This window comes from Flavobacterium wongokense, assembly GCF_021608265.1.
GTDB lineage: Bacteria > Bacteroidota > Bacteroidia > Flavobacteriales > Flavobacteriaceae > Flavobacterium > Flavobacterium wongokense.
On record NZ_JAKIHP010000006.1, the window covers coordinates 33,906 to 55,763 of the forward strand.

The 21,858-nt window shown below is 40.4% G+C and carries 18 protein-coding genes; 5 read left to right on the plus strand and 13 right to left on the minus strand.

Annotation, left to right across the window (positions count from 1 at the left end):
• Positions 1-75 precede the first annotated feature (75 nt).
• The 6 genes from cphA to L1S31_RS12965 all read right to left on the minus strand — a co-directional run bounded on the left by cphA (position 76) and on the right by L1S31_RS12965 (position 7,117).
• Positions 76-2,691 carry a cyanophycin synthetase gene (gene cphA / locus L1S31_RS12940; protein WP_236465161.1) on the minus strand — a complete coding sequence of 872 codons (2,616 nt, stop codon included), beginning with the start codon at positions 2,689-2,691 and terminating at the stop codon, positions 76-78.
• 266 nt (positions 2,692-2,957) lie between these two features.
• On the minus strand, positions 2,958-3,824 hold the full coding sequence (locus L1S31_RS12945) for an alpha/beta fold hydrolase (RefSeq protein WP_236465162.1): 867 nt from the start codon (positions 3,822-3,824) through the stop codon (positions 2,958-2,960).
• A gap of 33 nt (positions 3,825-3,857) precedes the next feature.
• Complete coding sequence (locus L1S31_RS12950) at positions 3,858-4,637, minus strand: zinc ribbon domain-containing protein (RefSeq protein WP_236465163.1); 780 nt, start codon at positions 4,635-4,637, stop codon at positions 3,858-3,860.
• A gap of 3 nt (positions 4,638-4,640) precedes the next feature.
• Positions 4,641-5,735 (minus strand): Nif3-like dinuclear metal center hexameric protein, encoded by a 1,095-nt coding sequence (locus L1S31_RS12955; RefSeq protein WP_236465164.1) that lies wholly within the window; start codon positions 5,733-5,735, stop codon positions 4,641-4,643.
• 5 nt (positions 5,736-5,740) lie between these two features.
• Positions 5,741-6,544 carry a hypothetical protein gene (locus tag L1S31_RS12960; RefSeq protein ID WP_236465165.1) on the minus strand — a complete coding sequence of 268 codons (804 nt, stop codon included), beginning with the start codon at positions 6,542-6,544 and terminating at the stop codon, positions 5,741-5,743.
• Positions 6,545-6,547: 3 nt separating this feature from the next.
• Positions 6,548-7,117: a hypothetical protein gene (locus L1S31_RS12965; RefSeq protein ID WP_236465166.1), complete on the minus strand. Its 570-nt coding sequence runs from the start codon at positions 7,115-7,117 to the stop codon at positions 6,548-6,550.
• Positions 7,118-7,175: 58 nt separating this feature from the next.
• Here L1S31_RS12965 and lpxK point away from each other — a divergent pair, with 58 nt between their 5' ends.
• Together lpxK and L1S31_RS12975 are read left to right on the plus strand one after the other, a co-directional pair.
• Entirely contained in the window at positions 7,176-8,192 is a 1,017-nt protein-coding gene (gene lpxK, locus L1S31_RS12970; RefSeq protein ID WP_236465167.1) for a tetraacyldisaccharide 4'-kinase, read from the plus strand.
• Positions 8,164-8,979, plus strand: a complete 816-nt coding sequence (locus L1S31_RS12975) for a purine-nucleoside phosphorylase (protein WP_236465168.1) — start codon at positions 8,164-8,166, stop codon at positions 8,977-8,979. The genes lpxK and L1S31_RS12975 overlap by 29 nt, the downstream gene beginning before the upstream one ends.
• Here L1S31_RS12975 and L1S31_RS12980 read toward each other — a convergent pair.
• The 7 genes from L1S31_RS12980 to L1S31_RS13010 all read right to left on the minus strand — a co-directional run bounded on the left by L1S31_RS12980 (position 8,976) and on the right by L1S31_RS13010 (position 19,178).
• Positions 8,976-11,144: a tetratricopeptide repeat-containing hybrid sensor histidine kinase/response regulator gene (locus tag L1S31_RS12980; RefSeq protein WP_236465169.1), complete on the minus strand. Its 2,169-nt coding sequence runs from the start codon at positions 11,142-11,144 to the stop codon at positions 8,976-8,978. The two genes, L1S31_RS12975 and L1S31_RS12980, sit on opposite strands and share 4 nt — an antisense overlap.
• A 44-nt stretch (positions 11,145-11,188) precedes the next feature.
• Positions 11,189-12,181 (minus strand): type I glyceraldehyde-3-phosphate dehydrogenase, encoded by a 993-nt coding sequence (gene gap, locus L1S31_RS12985; protein ID WP_236465170.1) that lies wholly within the window; start codon positions 12,179-12,181, stop codon positions 11,189-11,191.
• A 30-nt stretch (positions 12,182-12,211) separates the two neighbouring features.
• Complete coding sequence (gene lipA, locus L1S31_RS12990; protein WP_236465171.1) at positions 12,212-13,081, minus strand: lipoyl synthase; 870 nt, start codon at positions 13,079-13,081, stop codon at positions 12,212-12,214.
• Between the two features lie 76 nt (positions 13,082-13,157).
• On the minus strand, positions 13,158-14,003 hold the full coding sequence (locus tag L1S31_RS12995; RefSeq protein ID WP_236465172.1) for a L,D-transpeptidase: 846 nt from the start codon (positions 14,001-14,003) through the stop codon (positions 13,158-13,160).
• Between the two features lie 87 nt (positions 14,004-14,090).
• Complete coding sequence (locus L1S31_RS13000) at positions 14,091-16,343, minus strand: CehA/McbA family metallohydrolase (RefSeq protein WP_236465173.1); 2,253 nt, start codon at positions 16,341-16,343, stop codon at positions 14,091-14,093.
• A gap of 339 nt (positions 16,344-16,682) precedes the next feature.
• The gene (locus tag L1S31_RS13005; protein ID WP_236465176.1) at positions 16,683-17,927 is read right to left on the minus strand and encodes an MFS transporter; all 1,245 of its coding nucleotides are present in this window, start codon (positions 17,925-17,927) and stop codon (positions 16,683-16,685) included.
• Positions 17,928-18,029: 102 nt separating this feature from the next.
• Positions 18,030-19,178, minus strand: coding sequence for a C1 family peptidase (locus L1S31_RS13010; protein ID WP_236465177.1), 1,149 nt, complete (start codon positions 19,176-19,178; stop codon positions 18,030-18,032).
• 110 nt (positions 19,179-19,288) lie between these two features.
• Between L1S31_RS13010 and L1S31_RS13015 the strand changes: the two genes are divergently transcribed.
• The 3 genes from L1S31_RS13015 (at position 19,289) to L1S31_RS13025 (ending at position 21,858) form a co-directional block, all read left to right on the plus strand.
• Positions 19,289-20,128: a 1,4-dihydroxy-2-naphthoyl-CoA synthase gene (locus L1S31_RS13015; protein WP_236465179.1), complete on the plus strand. Its 840-nt coding sequence runs from the start codon at positions 19,289-19,291 to the stop codon at positions 20,126-20,128.
• Between the two features lie 83 nt (positions 20,129-20,211).
• Positions 20,212-21,147: a 1,4-dihydroxy-2-naphthoate octaprenyltransferase gene (gene menA / locus L1S31_RS13020; protein ID WP_236465180.1), complete on the plus strand. Its 936-nt coding sequence runs from the start codon at positions 20,212-20,214 to the stop codon at positions 21,145-21,147.
• A gap of 33 nt (positions 21,148-21,180) precedes the next feature.
• Entirely contained in the window at positions 21,181-21,858 is a 678-nt protein-coding gene (locus L1S31_RS13025; protein WP_236465181.1) for a metal-dependent hydrolase, read from the plus strand.

A 21,858-nucleotide genomic window follows, 5' to 3' on the forward strand; every position in this document is an offset into this window, starting at 1 on the left:
AGTCGTTTTTAAGCTAATTTAAAGTTTTAGGCATAAAAAAATCCCAAACCTGTAAGTTTGGGATTTGATACTATTTTATTCTTCGCTTTCCTTGTCCAAATATTCCTGGACAATTTCAATGGCGTTGGTTACCACATCGCTTAGAGCTGTAATAAAGCTTCCGTCTTCAACTGTATCAATTGCATGCTTAATGGCCTCAACTTCTTTTTTGATGATTTCGGTTGTAACGCTTTTTCCTGATTCTTTTATCCCTTCCATAATGAGCCCGATGATTTCCTCTTCGGTTCTTCCACGCAGGTGTTTTTCCTGACGTATTATGATGTGGTCAAACATTCTTGCTGCAATCATAGCACATTCCTTGATGTCCTCATCGCGACGGTCACCAACACCGGCAATAATCCCGATTTTTTTAGTAGCCTCGACCGAACTTAGATATTCTTCAACACCTTTATATCCGGCAGGATTGTGTGCAAAGTCAATCAACACCTTAAATTTCTTGAATTCAAATACGTTCATTCTTCCTGGTGTTTGTGCCGCACTTGGAATAAATGTCTGCAATGACAAACTGATATCTTCTGTTTTGAACCCTTGTAAATAAGCTGCGAGGGTTGCAGCCAATACATTGGCAATCATGAATCGTGCTTTTCCACCCATAGTCAATGGAACATGTGTAGCTCTTTCGACCCTCATTTTCCATTCACCTTTTTTGATGGTGATGAATCCGTTTTCGTAAACTGCTACAATTTTTCCTTCTTTAGAAAACTGTTTTACTTTCGGATTATTTTCATCCATACTGAAGTATGCCACGTTACAGCTTAATTCATTGGCGATTTTCAAACACTGCTCGTCTTCAGCATTCAAAATTGCCCAGCCATCTTTTTTGACACTTTTGACAACGGTGCTTTTTACCCTTGCCAAATCATCCAATGTATGGATATCGCTTAAACCTAAATGGTCTTCCTGGATATTGGTTATGATTCCGATGTCGCAACGGCTGAAACCTAAACCTGAACGAAGGATTCCTCCACGTGCTGTTTCCAAAACCGCAAACTCAACCGTCGGGTCTTTTAGGATATATTCGGCAGAAATTGGTCCGGTTGTATCTCCTTTTTCCATCATGTGGTTTTGAACATAAATTCCGTCTGAGGTTGTGAAACCAACTTTATAGCCGTTATTTTTTACAATATGCGCCATCAATCGGGTAGTGGTGGTTTTTCCATTGGTTCCGGTAACCGCAATAATCGGAATACGACTTGGTTTTCCCGGAGGATAAAGCATGTCAATCACCGGAGCTGCTACGTTTCTTGGTAATCCTTCGGAAGGAGCGAGGTGCATACGGAATCCAGGCGCGGCATTTACTTCCAAAATACAGCCTCCATTTTCCTTAAGTGGCTGTGTTAGGTTTTCGGCCATGATATCAACACCACAAACGTCCAATCCGATTACCCTTGAAATCCTTTCGCAGAGGAAAATATTTTCCGGATGCATCATATCGGTAACATCTATCGAAGTTCCACCTGTACTCAAATTAGCAGTAGATTTAAGGTAAACCACTTCGTCTTTCTTTGGAACAGTTTCCAACGTATAATTTAATTTTTCCAATAAATCGGTGGTATCCCTGTCGACGTCAATTTGGGTAAGGACATTTTCGTGCCCATAACCACGGCGCGGATCCAAATTTGTTTCGTCGATTAATTGCTGTATCGTTTGCTTTCCGTCACCTTTGACGTGAGCCGGTTCGCGTTTTGCTGCAGCTACGAGTTTGTTATCAATTATTAAAACCCTAAAGTCATAACCCGTAATGAATTTTTCAACAATAACACGATGGCTGTATTTTTTGGCATAAGCCAAACCTTCAACCGCATCTTCCCTGGTTTTTACATTGATGGAAGCACCTTTTCCGTGGTTTCCATCCAAAGGTTTTATAACTATTGGATAACCAATTTTCCGGATTACATCATCTAAATCTTCTTCGTCAACGCAGATTCCGCCATTCGCAACCGGAATGGAATTGGCATCCAACATTTTTTTGGTTTGTTCCTTATTACAGGCAATGTCAACCGCAATGCTGCTGGTTTTGCAGGTAATTGTTGCCTGGAAACGCATTTGATTGATTCCGTAACCTAATTGTACCAATGAATTTGTTCCTAATCGAATCCATGGAATATCCCTTGCTACTGCTTCCTCAACGATGCTTCCTGTAGAAGGTCCAAGACGAACACGTTCCCTAATCTCACGCATTTTCTGGATATCGGCCTCAACATCATAATCGGTTCCGGCTATAAGTGCTTCGGCAATGGCAACGGCGCTTTCGGCAGCAAACATTCCGACATTTTCTTCGGTGTAACTAAAAACTACATTATATATTCCGGGAGTTTTGGTTTCACGGGTTCTTCCGAAACCGGTTTCCATTCCTGCGAGGGATTGAATCTCCAAAGCGATATGCTCAATCACATGCCCCATCCACGTTCCGCGTTCAACACGGGAAAAGAATCCGCCACGGACTCCTTCTGAGCAACGGTGCTCAATCATTGTGGGAAACATTGCTTCTATCCTTTCACGAAAACCGTCAATTTTATTGGTTGGAAATTGTTCCATTTCTTCCAAATCAAGACGCATTTGGATTAATTTTTTACGTTGGACACTCCAAATATTAGGACCGCGAAGTGCCTGAATCTTATCTATTTTCATGATTAGGAATAATTAGTAAAAGTAATTAGTAATGATTTTGTTAAAAATAGGAAATTTTTATTGTTGGATTGTAATTTTTTTGGAGAAATGACAAAAAAGTAAAGTTGGATTTGAAGTTGCCTTGATTTTCAGAATTTTAAGAGTGGCTTGAATAGGCCTGAAACGGGGAAAACGAATTCGCCAGCCCCGATTGGAGCTGGCTACCATGTAGCGCGGAAAGCGGGAGCATGTGCACTAAAAAGCAGAGAGTTCCTGCTCCTTAAAAATTAAATAAAATTGATTATTTGCTGATAAAGCCCTGCATCGTGCATGCTGTGCCCTAAGCCATTTGTTTCGATGTAGATGGCATTTTTCCAGGCAGAAGCATATTTTCGGCCTTCGTCAACAAGGACAACGTTGTCTTCCCTGTCGTGGGCGATGAGTGCTTTCTGGGCGAAGCTTTGAGCAAATTTGTGCCCGGCAAAATCGTCGAGGCTGATTTCAAACCTCTGGATGAAATAATCTTCGAGCCTCAGTTTGATTCTGTCATTCAGGCTCAATAGTTTTACAAAATTATTACTGACAATCTTAAAGTCGGAAGGTGCTCCGAGCAAAATGATTTTTTCGATTGCCGGGTTTGGCTCCGCCCCGTTCGGCTTCGCCTCGGGTTTATATTTATTAAGGTAAAACGAAATTGCTGCGCCGCCTACAGAATGCCCGATGAGGATTTTGGGTTGGTATTTTTTGATTACAACATTGAGGAATTCGGCATATTTTGGAGTGCTGAATTCGGAACCACCGCTCAAGCCATGCGCTGGGCCATCAATTGCGATGATTGTTTTGCCCAAAGGTTTTAAGTGATGCAGGAGTTTTTTCCAGCGCGAAGCATTGCTTTCCCAGCCATGGACCAAAAGAATGATGTCTTCGTTTCCCTTCCAAACATACGTTTGAATTACTTCCTTATTATATTCAAAGGTTTCGAGCGTGGCAGTTTGCAGGATTTTGGGTAATTCAGCCTTGTTCAGCTTTCCTTTCCTTGGGCTGGTGAAAAGCTGGTATGCTTTGCTTTTGGCACTTTCCAGGTTGATATAACTCAGCAGGTTGAGGTACATCCCAATGGATTTGGTGATAATAAAGAATTGAATTTTCTGCATAAAAAAATCCCGAATGAATCGGGATTAGATATATTATAGATTAGCAAATAAGGATTGCATTTTCTCTCTTTCTTCTTCGGCTAAAGTAGCGTCAACCAAGATTCTTCCGGAATGCTCATCGGTGATGATTTTCTTTCTTGCTGCAATTTCAACCTGAGTTTGTGGTGGAATCGTAAAGAATGAACCGGCAGAAGCGCCACGCTCAATTGATACAACCGCTAAACCATTTCGAACGCTTGAACGGATTCTTTTGTAAGCCGCCAATAATCTTTCTTCGATTTGAGCTTCATACTCAGCTGATTTTTCCATCAAGAAGTTTTCCTCTTTTTGAGTTTCCGACATGATATCGCTTAACTCCGCTTTTTTGTGTTTTAAGTGAGATGATTTTTGGTCTAATTTCTCTTTTGAATTAGCAATCACTTCTTTTTTGTGCTCAATTGAAGCTTTCAATTCCTTGATTTGTTTTTCAGCCAATTGGATTTCCAATTCCTGGAATTCCACTTCTTTGGTCAATGAATTGAATTCTCTGTTGTTACGAACATCTTTTTGTTGAGCCGTATATTTTTTTATTGCTGCCTGATGCTCTTCAATAGCGCTTTTCTTAGCTTTAATTTGCTCTTCAATTGAAACCAAATCAGATTTTAATTTATCTAAACGAGTGCTTAGACCAGTAACTTCATCTTCTAAATCTTCCACTTCCAAAGGCAGTTCACCTCGTACATTTCTGATTTCATCGATTCTGGAATCTATGATCTGTAAGTCATAGATAGCTCTTAATTTGTCTTCAACATTTAGTTCTTTTGTAGCCGCCATATTTTATAAGTACTTAACTGGATTTGTATTTTCTTCCGAAAAATTGACTGCAAAATTAGGAATTTTTTTCTTAAGAAAATCAACAATATAATTTTTTGTAAATCTTTCACTCTCAAAATGACCAATATCGGCTAAAACAATCTGATTTTCAGCTTCATAAAAGTTGTGGTACTTCAAATCGGAAGTCAAAAAAACATCGGCTTTTGCCTGGATTGCATTTTTGATGGCAAAACTTCCTGAACCGCCAAGCACAGCGACTTTCTGTATTGATTTTCCAAGCAGCGCACTATGGCGGATTCCGCCGCACTGCATTTTGTTTTTGACAAAGGCCAGGAACTCGGTTTCGCTCATTGGTTTTTCAAGTTCGCCAACCATGCCAAGGCCTATATTTTGGTGCGTATTCTGCAGATCATAAATCTCATAAGCCACTTCTTCATAAACATGGTTGGTGAATAAGGCTTTGAGGATTTTGGATTGTAGGTGTTTTTCAAAAACAACTTCAATTTTGATTTCGTTGGTTTGGGTCAATTCGCCTTTATTGCCAACGGTTGGATTGCTCTCTTCATTTCCCTGATAGGTACTGAATCCTTCCGAATTGAAACTGCAGTTTTCGTAATTGCCGATAGTTCCTGCACCAGCTTCACCTAAGGCAAGACGGACTTTCTCAGCATTTTCGGGAACGGTGTAAGTCACCAGTTTCTGAATGAAATTCTGTTTTGGAACCAGGATTTTGGTATTGATCAATCCCAAAGCATCAGAGAAAATTTTGTTCACACCATTTTTATGGTTATCCAAAGCCGTATGGACTGCATAAATGGCAATGTCATTTTTGATGGCTTTCAGAATGGAACGCTCTACATAATTCTTTCCGGTAATTTTCTTCAAACCTGAAAAAATAATAGGATGGAAGCAAACTACCAGGTTGCATTTTTTGGCAATGGCTTCGTCAATCACGCTTTCCAAAGCATCGTGGCACACCAGGATTCCGGTTGCATCTGCATTGGCATCGCCAACAAGCAGGCCTACGTTGTCAAAATCTTCAGCGTAAGCCAAAGGTGCCATTTCTTCAAGGACTGAGAGTATTTCTTTTATCTTCATAAAAATTAATCACATGGAATTCCAAACAAATCTAAGCAATATCCCCAAATCCTGTTTGCTTTTCCTTTGTTGTTAATGTTATAAATCGTTCTACCCGGAAAGCTTAGTCCGTCAGGATCATCCCTTTTTCGCGAAAAATCATCCTCATACGCAAAATAATTGGAGCCTATGTTGGCAAATACAGTTCCGGTTCCCGGTGGATTCATATAATCGGCGCCACCTTCGTTGGCTTTTTCTGCCCGTTCAATCGCTTTTTCAGCCTTACTGTAATTAGTTCCGTAAACCAAATCAACAATCGGTTTTTCAGAACAAATTAAAGGACGTCCGTATTTGTTTTTGTCATAACCAATAATTTTTACCGCCACTATATTGGAATAACACTCATGGATCGTAAAATACACTTCGCCGAGTGTTACTCTTGTAAAGCCTTTGGTTCCGTATACATAATAAGAGGATTTGAGTTTGGCCTTAATGCGCTCTTCCAATTTTTTACTCCTAAAGATATTGAATGTTCCGCTGCTGTCAATAAGGATTGAATTTATCGGCCGCAACCTGCTTTCAAAAGCAAACAGTGTATCCTCTTTTTCTACCTTATTATAGATTTTGTAAAAATGATCTTTCTCATCATATTCATTCAGTTCAAATGTAATGGCGTCAATCTCTTTCGAAATGTTGTAAACAGGAAATCCGTCAAAGTGAAAATCGTTATTGGATATTTGTTTTGGTACAGGCTTAATTTTAGCGTCCTCTTTGGAATTGCATCCAATCAGCGAAATCAGGATTATTGGTAAAAGGAGTCTTATTTTCATAAGCTAGGTCGCCCATTCGTTAAGAGTTTCCTTAACCGTCCAAACGCCGTTTACTTTTTCAAATAGGAAAAAGCAGCCATTGTTGTGCTCTATGTTTCGATAGAAGGCAATTTTCACCAACGCGAAATTATTATTGGCAAAATAAATAGGTTTGTTGACAATCATCAAGCGCTGGTTGTTTTCGCCATAACGATCGGAAACCACTTTATATTCCTCAAAGGAAAGACAGGCATTTACCTTGCTTTTCAGGTATTGGTTTTGATTGTCAAACAGGATGTTATAGGCAGCAGACCAGTCTTCATCGATGTTGATGACGATTTGCTTTTTGATTTCGTCTGCGTTCTTTTTGAGCAAATCGCTTTTCGAAATTACTTCAAGCACTTCCTCATTATTGGGTGCCTTTTTGCAAAAGAAACTCAACAACTGCAATCTTCCTTTGGCGATTACTTTTTCGTTTTTATAATATTTGGTAAAAATAATTTTCAGCAGCGCAGCATTCTCTGTTTCCTGTGCCAAAACTACCGGAGAAACCAGCAGGAATAAGAAGAGCATTTTTATGCAATAGTGTTTCATTTGTTGACTATGACCAGATAATTTTCATTCAAAGATAAAAAATCGTTACTTTCGTTTTATGAATTTGTTGCGAAAATTACTCTTTCCTTTTGCCATATTGTATGGTTTTATCACTTCCTTAAGAAATTATCTTTACGATAAAGGTATTCTAAAATCCTATTCTTTTGACATTCCGGTAATCGCTGTTGGAAATCTGAGTGTGGGTGGAACCGGAAAAACGCCACAGATTGAGTATTTAATCCGTTTGCTTTCCCCTAATTATAAGGTAGCAACCTTAAGCCGTGGTTACAAAAGGAAATCAGAAGGTTTTATCCTGGCTGATGCCAATGCCAATGCCGAAATCCTTGGCGATGAACCTTTTCAATATTTTAAAAAATTCCCGAACATCCAGGTTGCTGTAGATGCTGATCGGAAAAATGGAATCGAACAATTATTGGTACAAACTAAACCTGATATAATATTGCTTGACGATGCTTTCCAGCACCGAAAAGTCAAAGCAGGATTTTATATTTTACTAACGTCTTACAATGATTTGTTTTGCGATGACTTTATGCTTCCAACCGGAAATCTTCGCGAAAGTAGAAACGGCGCTAAAAGAGCTGATGTGATTATTGTTACCAAATGTCCGTCAGGCATTACTCATTCAGAACAGGAAACTATTAAAAAGAAAATAGGTCGAGATGTTCCCATCTTTTTCAGTTATGTCGCTTATGATGATAAAATCTACAACGATGCTGAAAGTTTGGATGTAAACGATATTAAATCAACGCCAAAACTACTACTTGCCGGAATTGCGAAACCAAAACCGTTCTTTGATTATCTGCAGTCGGGTTCGGATCATATTATTGAGTTTCCTGACCACCATCATTTCAGCGAAAGCGAAATTTTAGACATTAAAAACAAAGCCAATGACAAAATCATCATTACAACTGAAAAAGATTTTGTACGTTTGGAAGCTAAAATTTTAAAAAAGCAATTATACTATTTACCAATAAGAAGCCAAATCCTTGAAAATCAAGAGGCTTTTGACCAAACCATTTTAGATTATGTTCGAACTTGTACAAGACACGGTTAACTATATTAAAGACAAAACCAATTTTTCTCCTGAATACGGAATCATCCTTGGTTCAGGATTAGGAAACTTCACTGAAGATATCACTATCGAATTTACATTGCCTTATAGTGAAATCCCGAATTTCCCGGTGTCAACGGTTCACGGTCATAAAGGAGCCCTTATTTTTGGTGCCATAGGCGATAAGAAAGTGATGGCAATGGCTGGCCGTTTCCATTTCTATGAAGGATACGATATGAAACAGGTTACGTTTCCGGTGCGTGTGATGAAACACCTTGGTATTTCAAAATTAATCGTTTCAAATGCTTCTGGTGGCGTAAATTCTGATTATGAAGTAGGTTCGGTTGTAATCATCAAAGATCATATCAATATGTTCCCTGAACATCCATTGCGAGGAAAAAACGACGAGCGTTTTGGCCCACGTTTCCTAAACATGAACGAAGCCTACAATAAGTCGATGATTGCGAAAGCTAAAGCAATAGCGAAAGAAAATAACATTACTGTTTTTGACGGAGTATACCTTGGTTTACAAGGGCCAACATTTGAAACCTTTGCCGAATACAAAATGGTCAAAATCCTTGGCGCAGATTGCGTGGGAATGTCAACAGTTCCTGAAGTGATTGTGGCGCGGCACATGGATATTGAATGTTTTGGTTTGTCTGTCATTACCGATATGGGCGATGTGGAAACCGCAATGGAAGATGTAAGCCATGAAGAGGTTTTGAAAGCTGCCGCAAAAGCTGAGCCTCACGTTCGAAAGTTAATCAGGGAATTGATTATGCAGTTTTAAGCTAAGTTATTGGCAATAACCCTATAGAAATTTTCCGGTTCAAATGGTTTGGTGATCACATCGGTCATCCCAAACGACAACAGCATTTCCCTATTTTCATTCAGCGAAATGGCGGTTAGTGCGATGATTGGTTTTTTCTCGTCAAACTCTCGTATTTTCTGGGTGGCAATGGTTCCGTTGATTCCCGGTAAATGTACGTCCATTAGCACCAAATCAAAGCTGTTTTCCCTGCTCAGCATCTCAACCGCTTCTTCACCATTATCGATGATAAAGCATTTGATTTCTTTTTTCTCAAGCATTTTCTTGGTGACCATCTGGTTGATTTTGTTGTCTTCAACCACCAATATGCTTTTGCCTTTCAGTACTTCATCCGAGTAAAGATTCTCTTTTTCAAGTACTACTTCTTTCTTGCCGTTGAAAAGGTTTAGTTCAAAATCAAAAGTAGTTCCGCTGCCCACTTCACTTTTCAGGTTGATTTCTCCGCCCAATAAATCGACAATTTTCTTAACGATGGTCAACCCCAAACCGGTCCCGCCATATTTCCTATTGATTTCTATCGAACCTTGTGAGAAGCTTTCAAAGATGGTTTCCTGTTTGTCTTCGGGAATCCCAATTCCGGTATCGCTTACGGCAAAATTGATGCGTGTGTAATCATCACCGGTTTCCACCACTTTGGCAACAACCTTTACTTCGCCATTTTGGGTAAACTTCAAAGCGTTATTGATAAGGTTGATGAATATCTGCGAAAGCTTTGTTGGATCACCTAACAGCATTTCAGGAACGTCGTCGTGGATTTCCAATACAAACCTATTATTGTTGTTGGTGGCGATTTCGGTCATCGAATTTTTGATATCCAATAGCAATTGTTTGATGTTGAAATCGATGTATTCAATTTCGATATTATTCGATTCAATACGGTTGATTTCCAAAATCTCATTGATGAACGTCAACAGGTAATTCCCCGAAAACTTTAATGAATTTAAATAATGAAGCTGGTTTTCCTTCGGATTGTCTTCAATCAGTAAGTGCGTGATTCCGTTAATCGCATTCAAAGGCGTACGCAGCTCGTGGCTTACCGTTGATAAAAATTCGGCTCTGGCTTTTGATGCTTTTTCTGCATTGTCTTTGGCAATCTGCAATTCAAAATTCTTTTCCTTTAAGGTGTTATTCGACTGCGTTCTGATGATGTTATTCTTGTATAATGACAAACTCAAAAGCGAAAGGATAGTAATTAGCGCAATCGCCAGGATACTGATCAGCTTGGCAAACTTGTTGGTTTTCTGCTGCGCCTCATTTTCCTTAGTCATTTGATCAATTTCCTTCAAACGCTCGCTTTCCTTAAAATCGACATAATCATTGACGTCGAGTTTTTTATTGTTCAAATGGGCAATGCTGTCCTTCAGTTCCAAATGTGCCTTCAGGTAGTTGTGGGATTTTTTAAGGTCCAAAAGCTTTTCATAAGTCACACTCAATTCCAACAGGATTTTTGCCTTCTGGTCTAAATTCTTGTCTGCTGTACTCAATGTCAAAGCCCTGCTAAGATAGTTTACCGCTAAATTATTGTGATTCAGTTTTTGCTCAATGGTTCCCAATTGGTACAAAGCTTCCGCTTTGGTTTTGAATATGTCCTTCGAATCATCTTTGGAAATGATGACGTTGAATAATTTGTAGGCTTGTTCAATTTTGCCATTGTTTTTATAAAGTATCCCTTTTTGAAGATTCAGGAACTGCGAGGTGTCGATTTTGAGTACATCATAAATCGATTGTGATTTATCGAAATTGGCTTCCGCTTTTGTAAATTCTTCCAAACTCATATAACAAAGACCAATGTTGTAATAACACAAAGCATAGTCGGTCGACGGATGCAACTGGCTATAGGCATCGGCACTTTTGGTAAAGGTTTCTATGGCATCGTTCATTTTCTTCAGGTCAAAATAGGTTGTGCCTAAAGAAAATAAAGCATCGCCCTGACCTTTGATGTTGTTTTTGGCCTTGGCATAATTGTATGCCTTTTGGGAAAATGCTAGGGAAGATTTATAGTTATCCGCTTTTTTATTGAAGTTGGCCAACTGAATGAAATAGGCAGTGCTGTCAACTTTTGAAGCTGATTTTTTTTGCCCGAAAAAGACAAAAGGCATGCACATGAAAATCCAAATCCATTTCATTTGAGAGTGTCCAATAAAAGTTAGGGATGCTAAAAATAGGGAAATTATTGTTTTAACAAAACAATTAAGTCGATTATTCGGGAAGAATATCCAATTTCGTTGTCATACCAACCAACGACTTTTACCATTTTTCCAATAACAGAAGTCAGTTGCGCATCAAAAAGGCAGGAATTCCTATTACCCAGAATATCAACAGAAACGATAGGGTCTTCAGTGTAATCAAGTATTCCCTTAAGGTTTGATACAGAAGCAGTTTTAAAGGCAGCATTGATTTCAGCAATCGAAACCTCTTTCTTTACGTAGCAGGTAATGTCGGTTAACGAGCCATCAGGAACGGGAACACGAATGCCGCTTCCACCGATTTTTCCTTCCATTTCAGGGAATATCTTTGTCAGTGCCTTCGCTGCACCGGTTGTTGTCGGAACGATTGACTGGCTTGCACCACGGGCACGGCGTAAGTCTTTATGCGGCTGATCGTGTAAACTTTGGTCGGTGGTGTAGGAGTGAACCGTAGTGATATAAGCCTGCTCAATGCCGCAAAGTTCGTTGATAATCTTAATCATTGGCGCCGCATTGTTGGTCGTACAGCTCGCATTGGAAACTATATTTTCGCTTCCGTCGAGTATGTTTTCGTTTACGCCAAGCACAACGGTTTTGATTTCGGGAACTTCTGATGGAGCTGAAAGGATTACTTTTTTGGCCCCAGCCAGGATATGCTTATTGATGTCTTCAAACTTATTGTATTTACCGGTACTTTCAATTACGAAGTCGATGCCGTCCCAGTTCAGATCGCTTATTTCCCTTTCGTGGTAAAACAGATACCCTTTGCCGTCAACAATTATCGATTGGTCGTCATACGAAACCCCGTAAGGCAAAACACCGTGAATGCTGTCGTATTTTATCAGGTGTGCCATGGTCTTATTGTCGGCAATATCATTGATGGCGACAACTTCAATAGATGGATGATTGATCAGCAATCGGAAAAGATTCCTTCCGATTCTTCCAAAACCATTGATGGCAACACGAGTTTTTTTCATTTAAAATTTAGAATTCAAAATTTAGAATAATTATAAAATGTGTTTCTCAGCGTGATAGGAAGAACGCACCAAAGCACCACTTTCTACATGGCGGAACCCCATTTCCTTTCCTAGTTTTTCGTATTTTTCGAATTGTTCCGGAGTGATGAATTCTTTTACAGGCAGGTGTTTTTTACTTGGCTGCAGATATTGGCCAATGGTTACAATATCTACATTTTGCTCACGCAGGTCTTTCATCGTTTGGATAACCTCTTCCTCAGTTTCGCCAAGCCCAAGCATAATTCCCGATTTGGTCCTACGGATTCCTTTATCTTTTAAGTATTTCAAAACAGCGAGGCTTCGGTCGTATTTCGCCTGGATACGTACTTCACGGGTCAAACGGCGCACGGTTTCCACATTGTGTGAAACCACTTCCGGATTTGCTTCTACAATCCTGTCGATGATTCTTTCCACGCCCTGAAAGTCGGGAATCAAGGTTTCCAACGTGGTTTCAGGATTCATTCGGCGGATTGCCTGAACGGTTTCCAACCAAATGATGGAACCCATATCCTTCAAATCATCGCGGTCAACGCTGGTAATTACGGCATGTTTGATTTTCATGATTTTGATGGAACGCGCTACTTTCTCTGGTTCATCCCAATCTACCGTTTCGGGTCTTCCGGTTTTTACACCACAAAAACCACACGAACGCGTACAGATGTTCCCCAGTATCATAAAGGTTGCTGTTCCTTCGCCCCAGCATTCACCCATATTTGGGCAGCTTCCTGAGGTGCAAATGGTGTTGAGCTTGTATTTATCAACAAGCCCTCGAAGTTCGGTATATTTTTGTCCAATAGGAAGTTTTACCTTTAGCCATTTTGGCTTGCCTACTGGTAACGAAGTATCAATAACAGATTCCATGCATCATTTTTTTGCGATACAAAGATACAAAGGTAAATGTTAGAATGGCGTTAAGAAAGTTTGGATTTTTTAGCTTTTACTTTCCGGCGCTTTCCCGCTTTTGTTGTTCGGCTAGGATTTTAGGCAAAAAGGGTTTTACTTCTCTTTCGATGTCACTTTCAGAAAGGTTTAATGCCTTCGGTTTTTTTGCCAATTGGGACCACGGTTTTGGTGCATCAAAATCATAGCTTCCGAAAACCACAACCGGAGTACCGTTGAACTTAACTGTTTGATCATTCACCAATATCCATTGGTCAGCCCAATCGTAAAGATATTTGGCGTCGCGTTCCTGTAACCTCAAACAGGAGTGAGATGCAGGATAACCCGGCAATTCATATTGGTGGAAACCCACACCCAATTTATTGGCGATGTTAAAATTCCATCTCAAATCCCACTCATCGTTAAACGTGCTGGTGGTTTTTTCGGCTTTCCAGTTGCAGAAGAACAGGCCTGTTGGGGTTTTGTCAGCGCGTCGGCCCATGTTTGTTGGTCCGGTCCGAATCAACTCACCATATTCATAAGCGGCAAAGGTTTGTGTTGCATACGAAAAGAGGATTATTTTTTTTACATCGCTCAGCGCATCCACCTCAAACGGGAACGGCAGGTAGTAGGCCATGTCTCCGCTCAAATCTTTTGGAACTATAATAGAGTCCATTTTGACAATATTCGCCCTATCAGTTCTATTTACAGCAAGTACAATCCATATTTTGGAGCTGTCGCTTGTGGTGGCAAGAAAGCTTTTGGTTTTTTCAAAATGATAGCCAAATGATTTGGGTTTCACCCTTGTTGGTACTGTTTTTTTATGGGTTGAAGGAGTTTTATTTTCATGTTTACACGAAACAAGAGCCATAAAAAAGCTGAGGATAACAATGTATTTTTTCATAACAGTAGATTTGTTACGGTAAAATTGCCGATTTCCCAAGCCTGGTGCGTTATATAATTTTGGAGATTTGTTATGGATTAAAAAATATTATTTTCCACTTTCATTGATAAGCTGCCGGTAAATGTCTTTAGCATTTTCATAATCCTTTTTGGCGGCTTCAATTTCATTAGGGGCAATTTTTGCTTTCTTTTGCTCCCAACAGGCATCGACCGCTTTCAAACACCATTCAGCGCTTTTCTTTTCAGCCCTGATGGGTTTTTTATCAACCAAAACAAAAATAGGGTTGGAGTGTGAAGAGGGTAAAATCCGCAGGGCAACCCAACTACTTTTGTCGATATTGGTTTCAAACTTAAGGTCTGTCAATTTTCCATCGGCGGTAATTTCCTTTTTAGCTACGGCAATGCCGTTTACAATCAATTCGACAAAAACATTCCTCGATGTCCCTAAACGGGCACGTTCAATATTCCAAAAAGGTTTTTGCGCCCAGACATTGCCTTCGAGGTCGAGTTTTTTAATATTGGGATCAATTTCCTCATTAAGGTAAGCGGCCACTTTTGCTGTTACGGTTACCTTTGAAGGTTTCGACAGGTTCAATTCGCTGTTGTCTTTGCCCATCTCACTTTGGTTTACCTTAAAATCGAATATATGGCTCTTGCCTTCGGAAGTATAAGTCCGTCCCTGCTTCAATCCTTCAATCCAGCTGTCAAAGGTCAGGGTGTTGTCTAATTTTACATAACTCCTGCCATGTGCTACCTTATCATCACTCATACAGGGAAAGTCGGTCTCGCCACTTATTCTTGTCCGAAAGCCACAATTCAGTGTATGGTACCAAATGTTGAGTTCCCAACTGGGCGGAGTATCCATGGTCGATATAAAGTCAACCAGGTTCTGTGTTACCGCGACTATGTATTCATTGGCACCGATGCCGTCAAAACGCGGCATTTCATAATTGGGCAGTGAATCATTTCGAACATCCAACCCCAAGCCACTGTGTGCATACCCTGTTATGGCATTTTGGGCTTTTGCCCATCTTAGGATTGGCAGGGTATAAGTGGGCCATTCGTTCAGGCTGTTGGCATTTGGGTAATACTGGTCCTTCAAACGCAATAAAACCAAATGGCCGGCGTGGCTGCTTGGGAATCCGGAAATCTCTAAATCATACCGGAGCAGATTGTCTTTGGTGGAAAGTTTGTTGTCCTTCCCTTCGAAAAATTGCTTTTGATGGTCATAACCTGGCCCCCAGGTCAAAACACATCCTACGTTTACGCCTTCGCCCAGTATGTGCCGCATCATATCCTGAGGATCTACGCCCTGAGTGGGAGAAGTGTAATGCGAACATCCTGCGGCATGAATGTGGTGGTCGCCGCTAAACCAGCCGTATAGTGTTGGGTCAATCCATCTTTCTAAATTAGCCGAAAACGTTTGACTGGCCTTGTTTTCAACGTTTAGGATTTTGGTTCTGGAATGGTATTCTGGGCCTTTGCCATACGTTATGCTGTATTCCCCAACAGGTAGTTCAATGAATTCATTATCAGCTCTGTAAACCTGTGGCTGGAAAAAGAAATCGGGTGCCAGCCTTTTTGCCTGGCTTGGATAAATGTGTCCTTGTTTGTCTTTTATGATAAATGAAGCTGTTGTGGGTAGCTGTTTTTCGTCTTTGACTGTCAATTTTATTTTTTGTGAAGGGATGCAGGTAAAAAGGATATTTACTTCGTTCCTAAATCCAATATCCTGTGTAGATTTACCGCAGTCGAATTCAAATTTGGCCGCGCGTTTCCCCGAATCCCTGCTGTACAGCTGAACGATAAAGTATTCCGTTTCCAGCCCTGAAAGCGAAGGCTTCATAGGTTCGTTGGTGTATAAACCCAAGTCGAGCCAGCGGTCATTGATGTTTTGTCGGGTAACCACCGTTCCTTTTCCTGCACCAGCCATTCCGTAAATCCGTTCTCCGCCATCATACGTTCGTTTTGCCTGTTCGCTTTGTATGTTGAGGCCTGCTGTAATACCTGCCTTGTTTTGTATTTTTATTAAAAATGTTTTCCATCCGTTTTGGAATAAAACAGCTTTAGCATTTCCCTGCCCAACCTTAACACGGCTTTCCGCATTTATTTCAATATTAAACAAAACATAACCATCAATGATTTTTTGGATGGTTTCAACACCGGCATCGCTTTCAACAGCGGTTTTAATGGCTTTTTTATCGCCGGCTTCGAGTGGAGTTCCTGTGAATTCCAGGGCTTCAATAAGGTTGTTTACATGGAAATAAAAAGGCTGTTGGTCTTGTGCGTTGCCATTTAAAAAGCTTAGGCTTAGTAAAATAAGAAACAAAAAACGCGTCATAGCATTGATGATTTAAAAGATGGGTTGTTTTGACTGTTGATGAGCAATAAAGGTATCAAAAAAAGTCAGAACCAATCGAAGTGAAGTTTTAAAGTATGGTTTTCTCCACTTTTGCCCAGCTGTTGTTCGCAACTTCTTCGCAAAAACAGCCTCTTTTGCGAACAAAACCCGAACATCACCCGAACAACATCCGAACAACCACAATAAAAGTGGCGAAAGAAGTGTTCATTAAACGTCAATAGCGTTCATTAGCGTTCAAAACGCGTAACAAGTGTTCATTACCATTCATTAGTGTTCAATTGTTTTCCAATAAAAAAATAGGGATGGTTTTCGTAAGCCTTATTCCACGTAGTCCAGATTGGTGTCATGGGTTTCCTTAATCGTCAGCGTGGCATAAATCCCGAAACCAAAGGCAACAGCACCAATTAAAGCTGCAGAGATGATTATGGTTTGGCTCAGTTTTAAATAATCAAATGCTACAAGCATAACAGGAACACTTCCCCGTACCATATTTGGAACGCTGGTGGTTGCTGTGCTTCGCATATTGGTTCCAAACTGTTCTGCCGAAACGGTCACAAACATTGCCCAAAAACCACAACCAAGCCCAATCCAGCCACAATAGAAATAATACATATTTTCGGTTTTATTCCCGCTGAAGAGAAGCAATCCCACACCTACAAGCGTGAAAAGCAGCATATATAAAATCGTTTTCTTTCGGGAACGCAATGCATGCGAAACAAAACCACATGAGAAATCACCCACAGAGGTTGAAATGTATGTCCACATAATTGCCTTTCCGGGGTTGATGGAGCTAATTCCCATTTCGGGCGCAAATTGATTTGCCATAAAGACCAAAATCCCGATGCAGTACCAAATCGGAACGCCAATCAAAACGCATTTCAGGTATTTGACAAATAGTTTCTTGGTAGTAAAAAAAGCCAGGAAATCGCCTCTCTTGATGTTGGTATTTTCTTTGACGCTTTCAAACATGCCGCTTTCAGCAACGCTGATACGCAATACCAACAGTACTAATCCTAAAGCTCCGCCAATGATGTACGCTGTCGTCCAGCTTCCGGCCAGCTCGACTGTAAATTGGGCTACAACCGCACCTAAAACGCCAAAACCAGCTACGATGGAACATCCTATGGCGCGCAATTCCTTTGGCAAAGTTTCAGAAACCAAAGTGATTCCGGCACCAAGTTCGCCCGCCAAACCAATTCCGGCTATGAATCGAAGCAAAGCGTAGGCTGTTGCCTTGTCCATAAAGTTGATTTGGGGTAAAAAACCACAGGCAATATTGGCGAGGGAATAGACCAGAATAGAACCAAAAAGTACTGAAAGCCTTCCTTTCTTATCGCCAAAAATCCCCCAAAGAATTCCGCCGAGAACCATACCGATCATTTGGCAATTGATAATAGTAGTCCCCACTTTGTCAGCATCTAAGCCTAAATCATTTAAACTTTGAATCCTTACAATCCCAAACAGCAGTAAATCATAAATATCCACAAAATAACCAAGCGAGGCTATGATTACAGGAAAGCTGAGAAGTATCTGGATTTTTTGTCTGCCGGTAAAGTGTTCCATTTCTAAAGTTTATGGGATAAATATAGAAATAAAAACAAAAAACCTGCAAGAAATTGCTTCCTGCAGGCTGTATATTACTTTTGTCCAACGGCAGTTTTGGGTTTAAACCCTCAAGGCAGATTTGGTCTTTTTGGTCAGGCCGTCTTTGCTGAGCATTACTGAAATGGCTTTTAGTTTGACATAAGGAACGCTCATGTAAAAATAACCGTCTCTTCCTGCTTTGGTTCCCCATGAGTTTTTTACTTTGTAATACTGGTTTCCTTTTTGGTCGGCAACCTTTCCAACGATGTGCATCAGGTGGTCATCCTGGGTGTCGTAATTTTCAAATTCGGCCTGGCGGTATTCGGGTGTAATGATTTTTTCAGGCTTGATTTCGGTCAGGATTGATTTGGAATCATCAGCGTTTTCCGGAATGACTGCAATGCCTTTATCCTTTGAAAAAGTCTTCTCGCTTACGTCGGTATCCAACGCTAGTGTAAATCCTTTATCCAGCGCATTGTCAATATTTTGAATAAATTCATCTAAAGGTAAATTGTATAAACTTCCGTTAGCAAAATTATCAGGAATGCTTAGGATAAATTTAGAATAATAAGGTTCATTGGTAAACGAAGTTATCGTAACATAGTCATCAAGATTCAATTTGGTTGTTGCCAAAAACTGAGTTGGAGTCAACGGCTTTTCAGCTGCATTTGATTTTGAATTGTCAATGGTAAACTGCGGGGAAACTATCTTTCCGTCTTCATTGAATTTGCCCATGTAATTATCCAGGATGGCTGCATAATCGGCTTTCCAGTTTGGGTAATTTTTAGGGGTTTGGGCAACGGCTTTTTTGATTACGGCTTCCAGTTCGGAAACCATTTTGTCGTGGTCGAACTTTGAATCAGGGTCTGTTTTTCCGATAAAGTTTTTCTCAGGCACGACGCCATATTTTCGGGCACTGTTAATCACGTCGTGGCTTAAGCCGCCTTCACCAAATTGGGCTTTTCCCTGACGCATAACATAATTTTCCGCCTTGTCAAGATAGGTGTTGCGTACGTTGTACATTTCCGAAAGGTCAACTTTCTTTCCGGTTAGGCGGATGATTTCAGCTTCAAGGAAAGATGTGGTGGAAAAACTCCAGCAGGTACCGGTCTGGTCTTGCGAAATTACAGGCAAAGCCTCAATATCCTTAATCGTGTGGAATTCATAAGTTTGTGAAAATCCGGCAAAGCTCAATAATGTAAAGCCAAGGCATAATATCGATTTGTTCATAAGAATTTACTATTTGTTTTTGTCGGTAAGACTAAAAAATGCTTTATTTTTACGCTAAAATAGAGCAATTTATTTTTTCAAATTTTATTTTAACAAATTTTAGCATTTACATGAGTTCAATTAATTGGAAAACAGTTAAGGATTTTGAAGACATCACTTATAAAAAATGCAATGGTGTTGCGAGAATAGCCTTTAACCGCCCTGACATTCGCAACGCATTCCGTCCTAAAACAACCTCAGAATTATTACAGGCTTTTCACGATGCACAGGAAGATACTTCCATAGGCGTGGTTTTGCTTTCTGCTGAAGGCCCAAGTTCTAAGGATGGCGTTTGGTCTTTCTGCTCCGGCGGTGATCAAAAAGCCCGCGGGCACCAGGGTTATGTTGGAGATGACGGTTACCATCGATTGAATATCCTGGACGTGCAGCGCTTAATCCGTTTTATGCCAAAAGCGGTCATCTGCGTGGTTCCGGGCTGGGCTGTTGGCGGTGGGCACAGCCTTCATGTGGTTTGTGATTTGACGCTTGCCAGTAAGGAACATGCAATTTTTAAACAGACTGATGCTGATGTAACCAGCTTTGACGGTGGTTACGGTTCTGCCTATCTTGCTAAAATGGTTGGGCAGAAGAAAGCACGTGAAATCTTCTTTTTAGGCCGGAATTATTCGGCTCAGGAAGCCTTTGAAATGGGGATGGTAAATGCGGTCATTCCGCACTCAGAACTTGAAGATACCGCCTATGAATGGGCTCAGGAAATACTGGCAAAATCACCAACATCGATCAAAATGCTGAAATTTGCCATGAATCTTACGGATGACGGAATGGTAGGGCAGCAGGTTTTTGCCGGAGAAGCCACCAGGCTGGCGTATATGACCGACGAGGCCAAAGAAGGAAGAGATGCCTTTCTGGAAAAAAGAAAGCCTAATTTTGATAAAAAATGGCTGCCGTAATTTGTGGATTTGTTAATTTGGTTATTTGAATTGCAAAAACTGCATAACCGAATAACCGCATAACCGAATAAACTTAAAAAAATATGAAACACTGGATTGAAGCCGCAAGGGTTCGTACACTACCACTTTCGGTATCCGGAATTATAGTCGGAAGTTTTTATGCAATGTCACAGGCAATGTTCAACTGGAATATTGTATTCTTTGCATTGCTTACAACTTTGGGGCTGCAGATACTTTCGAATTTTGCCAATGACTATGGAGACGGAATCAAAGGCACTGATAATGAGGACAGGGTTGGGCCAAAACGTTCGATTCAAAAAGGAACGATTACACCTTCGGCAATGAAAAACGCAATGATTTTAATGTCGGTTGTCACCTTGTGTTTTGCAGGTTTACTGATTTATTACGCATTCAAGGAAAGCTATTTGCTGTATTCCTTCATTTTCTTCTTTTTAGGGATTTTAGCGGTTGCTTCAGCGATTCGCTATACTGTTGGAAAAGGCGCTTATGGGTACCGTGGTTATGGCGATGTGTTTGTATTTATTTTCTTTGGATTGGTCAGTACCTTTGGGGTTTATTTTATGTTTTCAAAACAGATAGACTGGCTGCTATTACTGCCTGCGACAGCAATTGGGTTCCTGAGTGTTGGAGTTTTAAACCTGAATAACATGCGGGATGAGGAAAGCGACAGAAAGGCCGAAAAAAATACCATTGTAGTACAGAAAGGTGGTGCCTGGGCCAAACAGTATCATTATTTCCTGATTATCTCCGCTATGGTTTTGGTCGTTTTGTTTGCAATTCTGAATGGTTTTCATTTCGACCAATATTTGTTCCTTGCGGCTTATTTTCCGCTAACATCGCATCTTTTGACGGTTCGCAGGAATAAAAATCCAAAGCTTTTGGACCCCGAATTGAAGAAACTCGCCTTAAGTACATTTTTCCTGTCTATATTGCTGGCATTGAGCCTGATATATTTTGTTTCGGATATCATTGTAAATGTTTTTCTGGGAGGAAGGTAAAAGAGTAGAATCGCTAACATAAAAAATATACAAATGAAAATCACATTCTACGGACACGCCTGTATTGGAATTGAAGTTAGTGGAAAGCACATCATTGTCGATCCTTACATTACAGCAAACCCAAAGGCCTCACATATCGATATCTATAGCCTGAAGGCAGATTATATTTTGCTTACACATGCCCATAATGACCATACTTTGGACGTTGAGGCGATTGCCACGAATACCAATGCTGTAATCGTTTCGGGCTATGAAACAGCGGCTTATTACGGAAATAAAGGCTTTCAATACCATCCAATGAATCATGGCGGAAGCTGGCAATTTGATTTTGGAAAAGTGAAATATGTTTCGGCTATCCATTCAAGTTCCTTTGCTGACGGGACTTACGGAGGAAATCCCGGTGGTTTTGTAATCGAAGGCGAGCATAAAAATATTTACATTGCCGGCGATACAGCGCTTACCATGGATATGAAACTGATTCCGATGCGGACCAAGCTCGATTTGGCTATTTTTCCAATAGGAAGTAATTTTACAATGGATGTTGAAGACGCAATAATAGCCGCAGATTTTGTGGCTTGTGACAAGATTTTAGGTTGTCATTACGATACTTTTGGCTTTATCATCGTGAACCACGAGGAAGCAATCAAAAAGTTCTTTGATGCAGGAAAAGACCTGATGCTTTTGGATATCGGAGAGAGCATTTCGCTTTAA

Excerpts from the sequence above, each read along its gene's own strand:
- cphA (WP_236465161.1), bottom strand. The coding sequence starts at position 2,691 with ATGAAAATAGATAAGATTCAGGCACTTCGCGGTCCTAATATTTGGAGT.
- L1S31_RS12945 (WP_236465162.1), bottom strand. The coding sequence starts at position 3,824 with ATGCAGAAAATTCAATTCTTTATTATCACCAAATCCATTGGGATGTAC.
- L1S31_RS12950 (WP_236465163.1), bottom strand. The coding sequence starts at position 4,637 with ATGGCGGCTACAAAAGAACTAAATGTTGAAGACAAATTAAGAGCTATC.
- L1S31_RS12955 (WP_236465164.1), bottom strand. The coding sequence starts at position 5,735 with ATGAAGATAAAAGAAATACTCTCAGTCCTTGAAGAAATGGCACCTTTG.
- L1S31_RS12960 (WP_236465165.1), bottom strand. The coding sequence starts at position 6,544 with ATGAAAATAAGACTCCTTTTACCAATAATCCTGATTTCGCTGATTGGA.
- L1S31_RS12965 (WP_236465166.1), bottom strand. The coding sequence starts at position 7,117 with ATGAAACACTATTGCATAAAAATGCTCTTCTTATTCCTGCTGGTTTCT.
- lpxK (WP_236465167.1), top strand. The coding sequence starts at position 7,176 with ATGAATTTGTTGCGAAAATTACTCTTTCCTTTTGCCATATTGTATGGT.
- L1S31_RS12975 (WP_236465168.1), top strand. The coding sequence starts at position 8,164 with ATGTTCGAACTTGTACAAGACACGGTTAACTATATTAAAGACAAAACC.
- L1S31_RS12980 (WP_236465169.1), bottom strand. The coding sequence starts at position 11,144 with ATGAAATGGATTTGGATTTTCATGTGCATGCCTTTTGTCTTTTTCGGG.
- gap (WP_236465170.1), bottom strand. The coding sequence starts at position 12,181 with ATGAAAAAAACTCGTGTTGCCATCAATGGTTTTGGAAGAATCGGAAGG.
- lipA (WP_236465171.1), bottom strand. The coding sequence starts at position 13,081 with ATGGAATCTGTTATTGATACTTCGTTACCAGTAGGCAAGCCAAAATGG.
- L1S31_RS12995 (WP_236465172.1), bottom strand. The coding sequence starts at position 14,003 with ATGAAAAAATACATTGTTATCCTCAGCTTTTTTATGGCTCTTGTTTCG.
- L1S31_RS13000 (WP_236465173.1), bottom strand. The coding sequence starts at position 16,343 with ATGACGCGTTTTTTGTTTCTTATTTTACTAAGCCTAAGCTTTTTAAAT.
- L1S31_RS13005 (WP_236465176.1), bottom strand. The coding sequence starts at position 17,927 with ATGGAACACTTTACCGGCAGACAAAAAATCCAGATACTTCTCAGCTTT.
- L1S31_RS13010 (WP_236465177.1), bottom strand. The coding sequence starts at position 19,178 with ATGAACAAATCGATATTATGCCTTGGCTTTACATTATTGAGCTTTGCC.
- L1S31_RS13015 (WP_236465179.1), top strand. The coding sequence starts at position 19,289 with ATGAGTTCAATTAATTGGAAAACAGTTAAGGATTTTGAAGACATCACT.
- menA (WP_236465180.1), top strand. The coding sequence starts at position 20,212 with ATGAAACACTGGATTGAAGCCGCAAGGGTTCGTACACTACCACTTTCG.
- L1S31_RS13025 (WP_236465181.1), top strand. The coding sequence starts at position 21,181 with ATGAAAATCACATTCTACGGACACGCCTGTATTGGAATTGAAGTTAGT.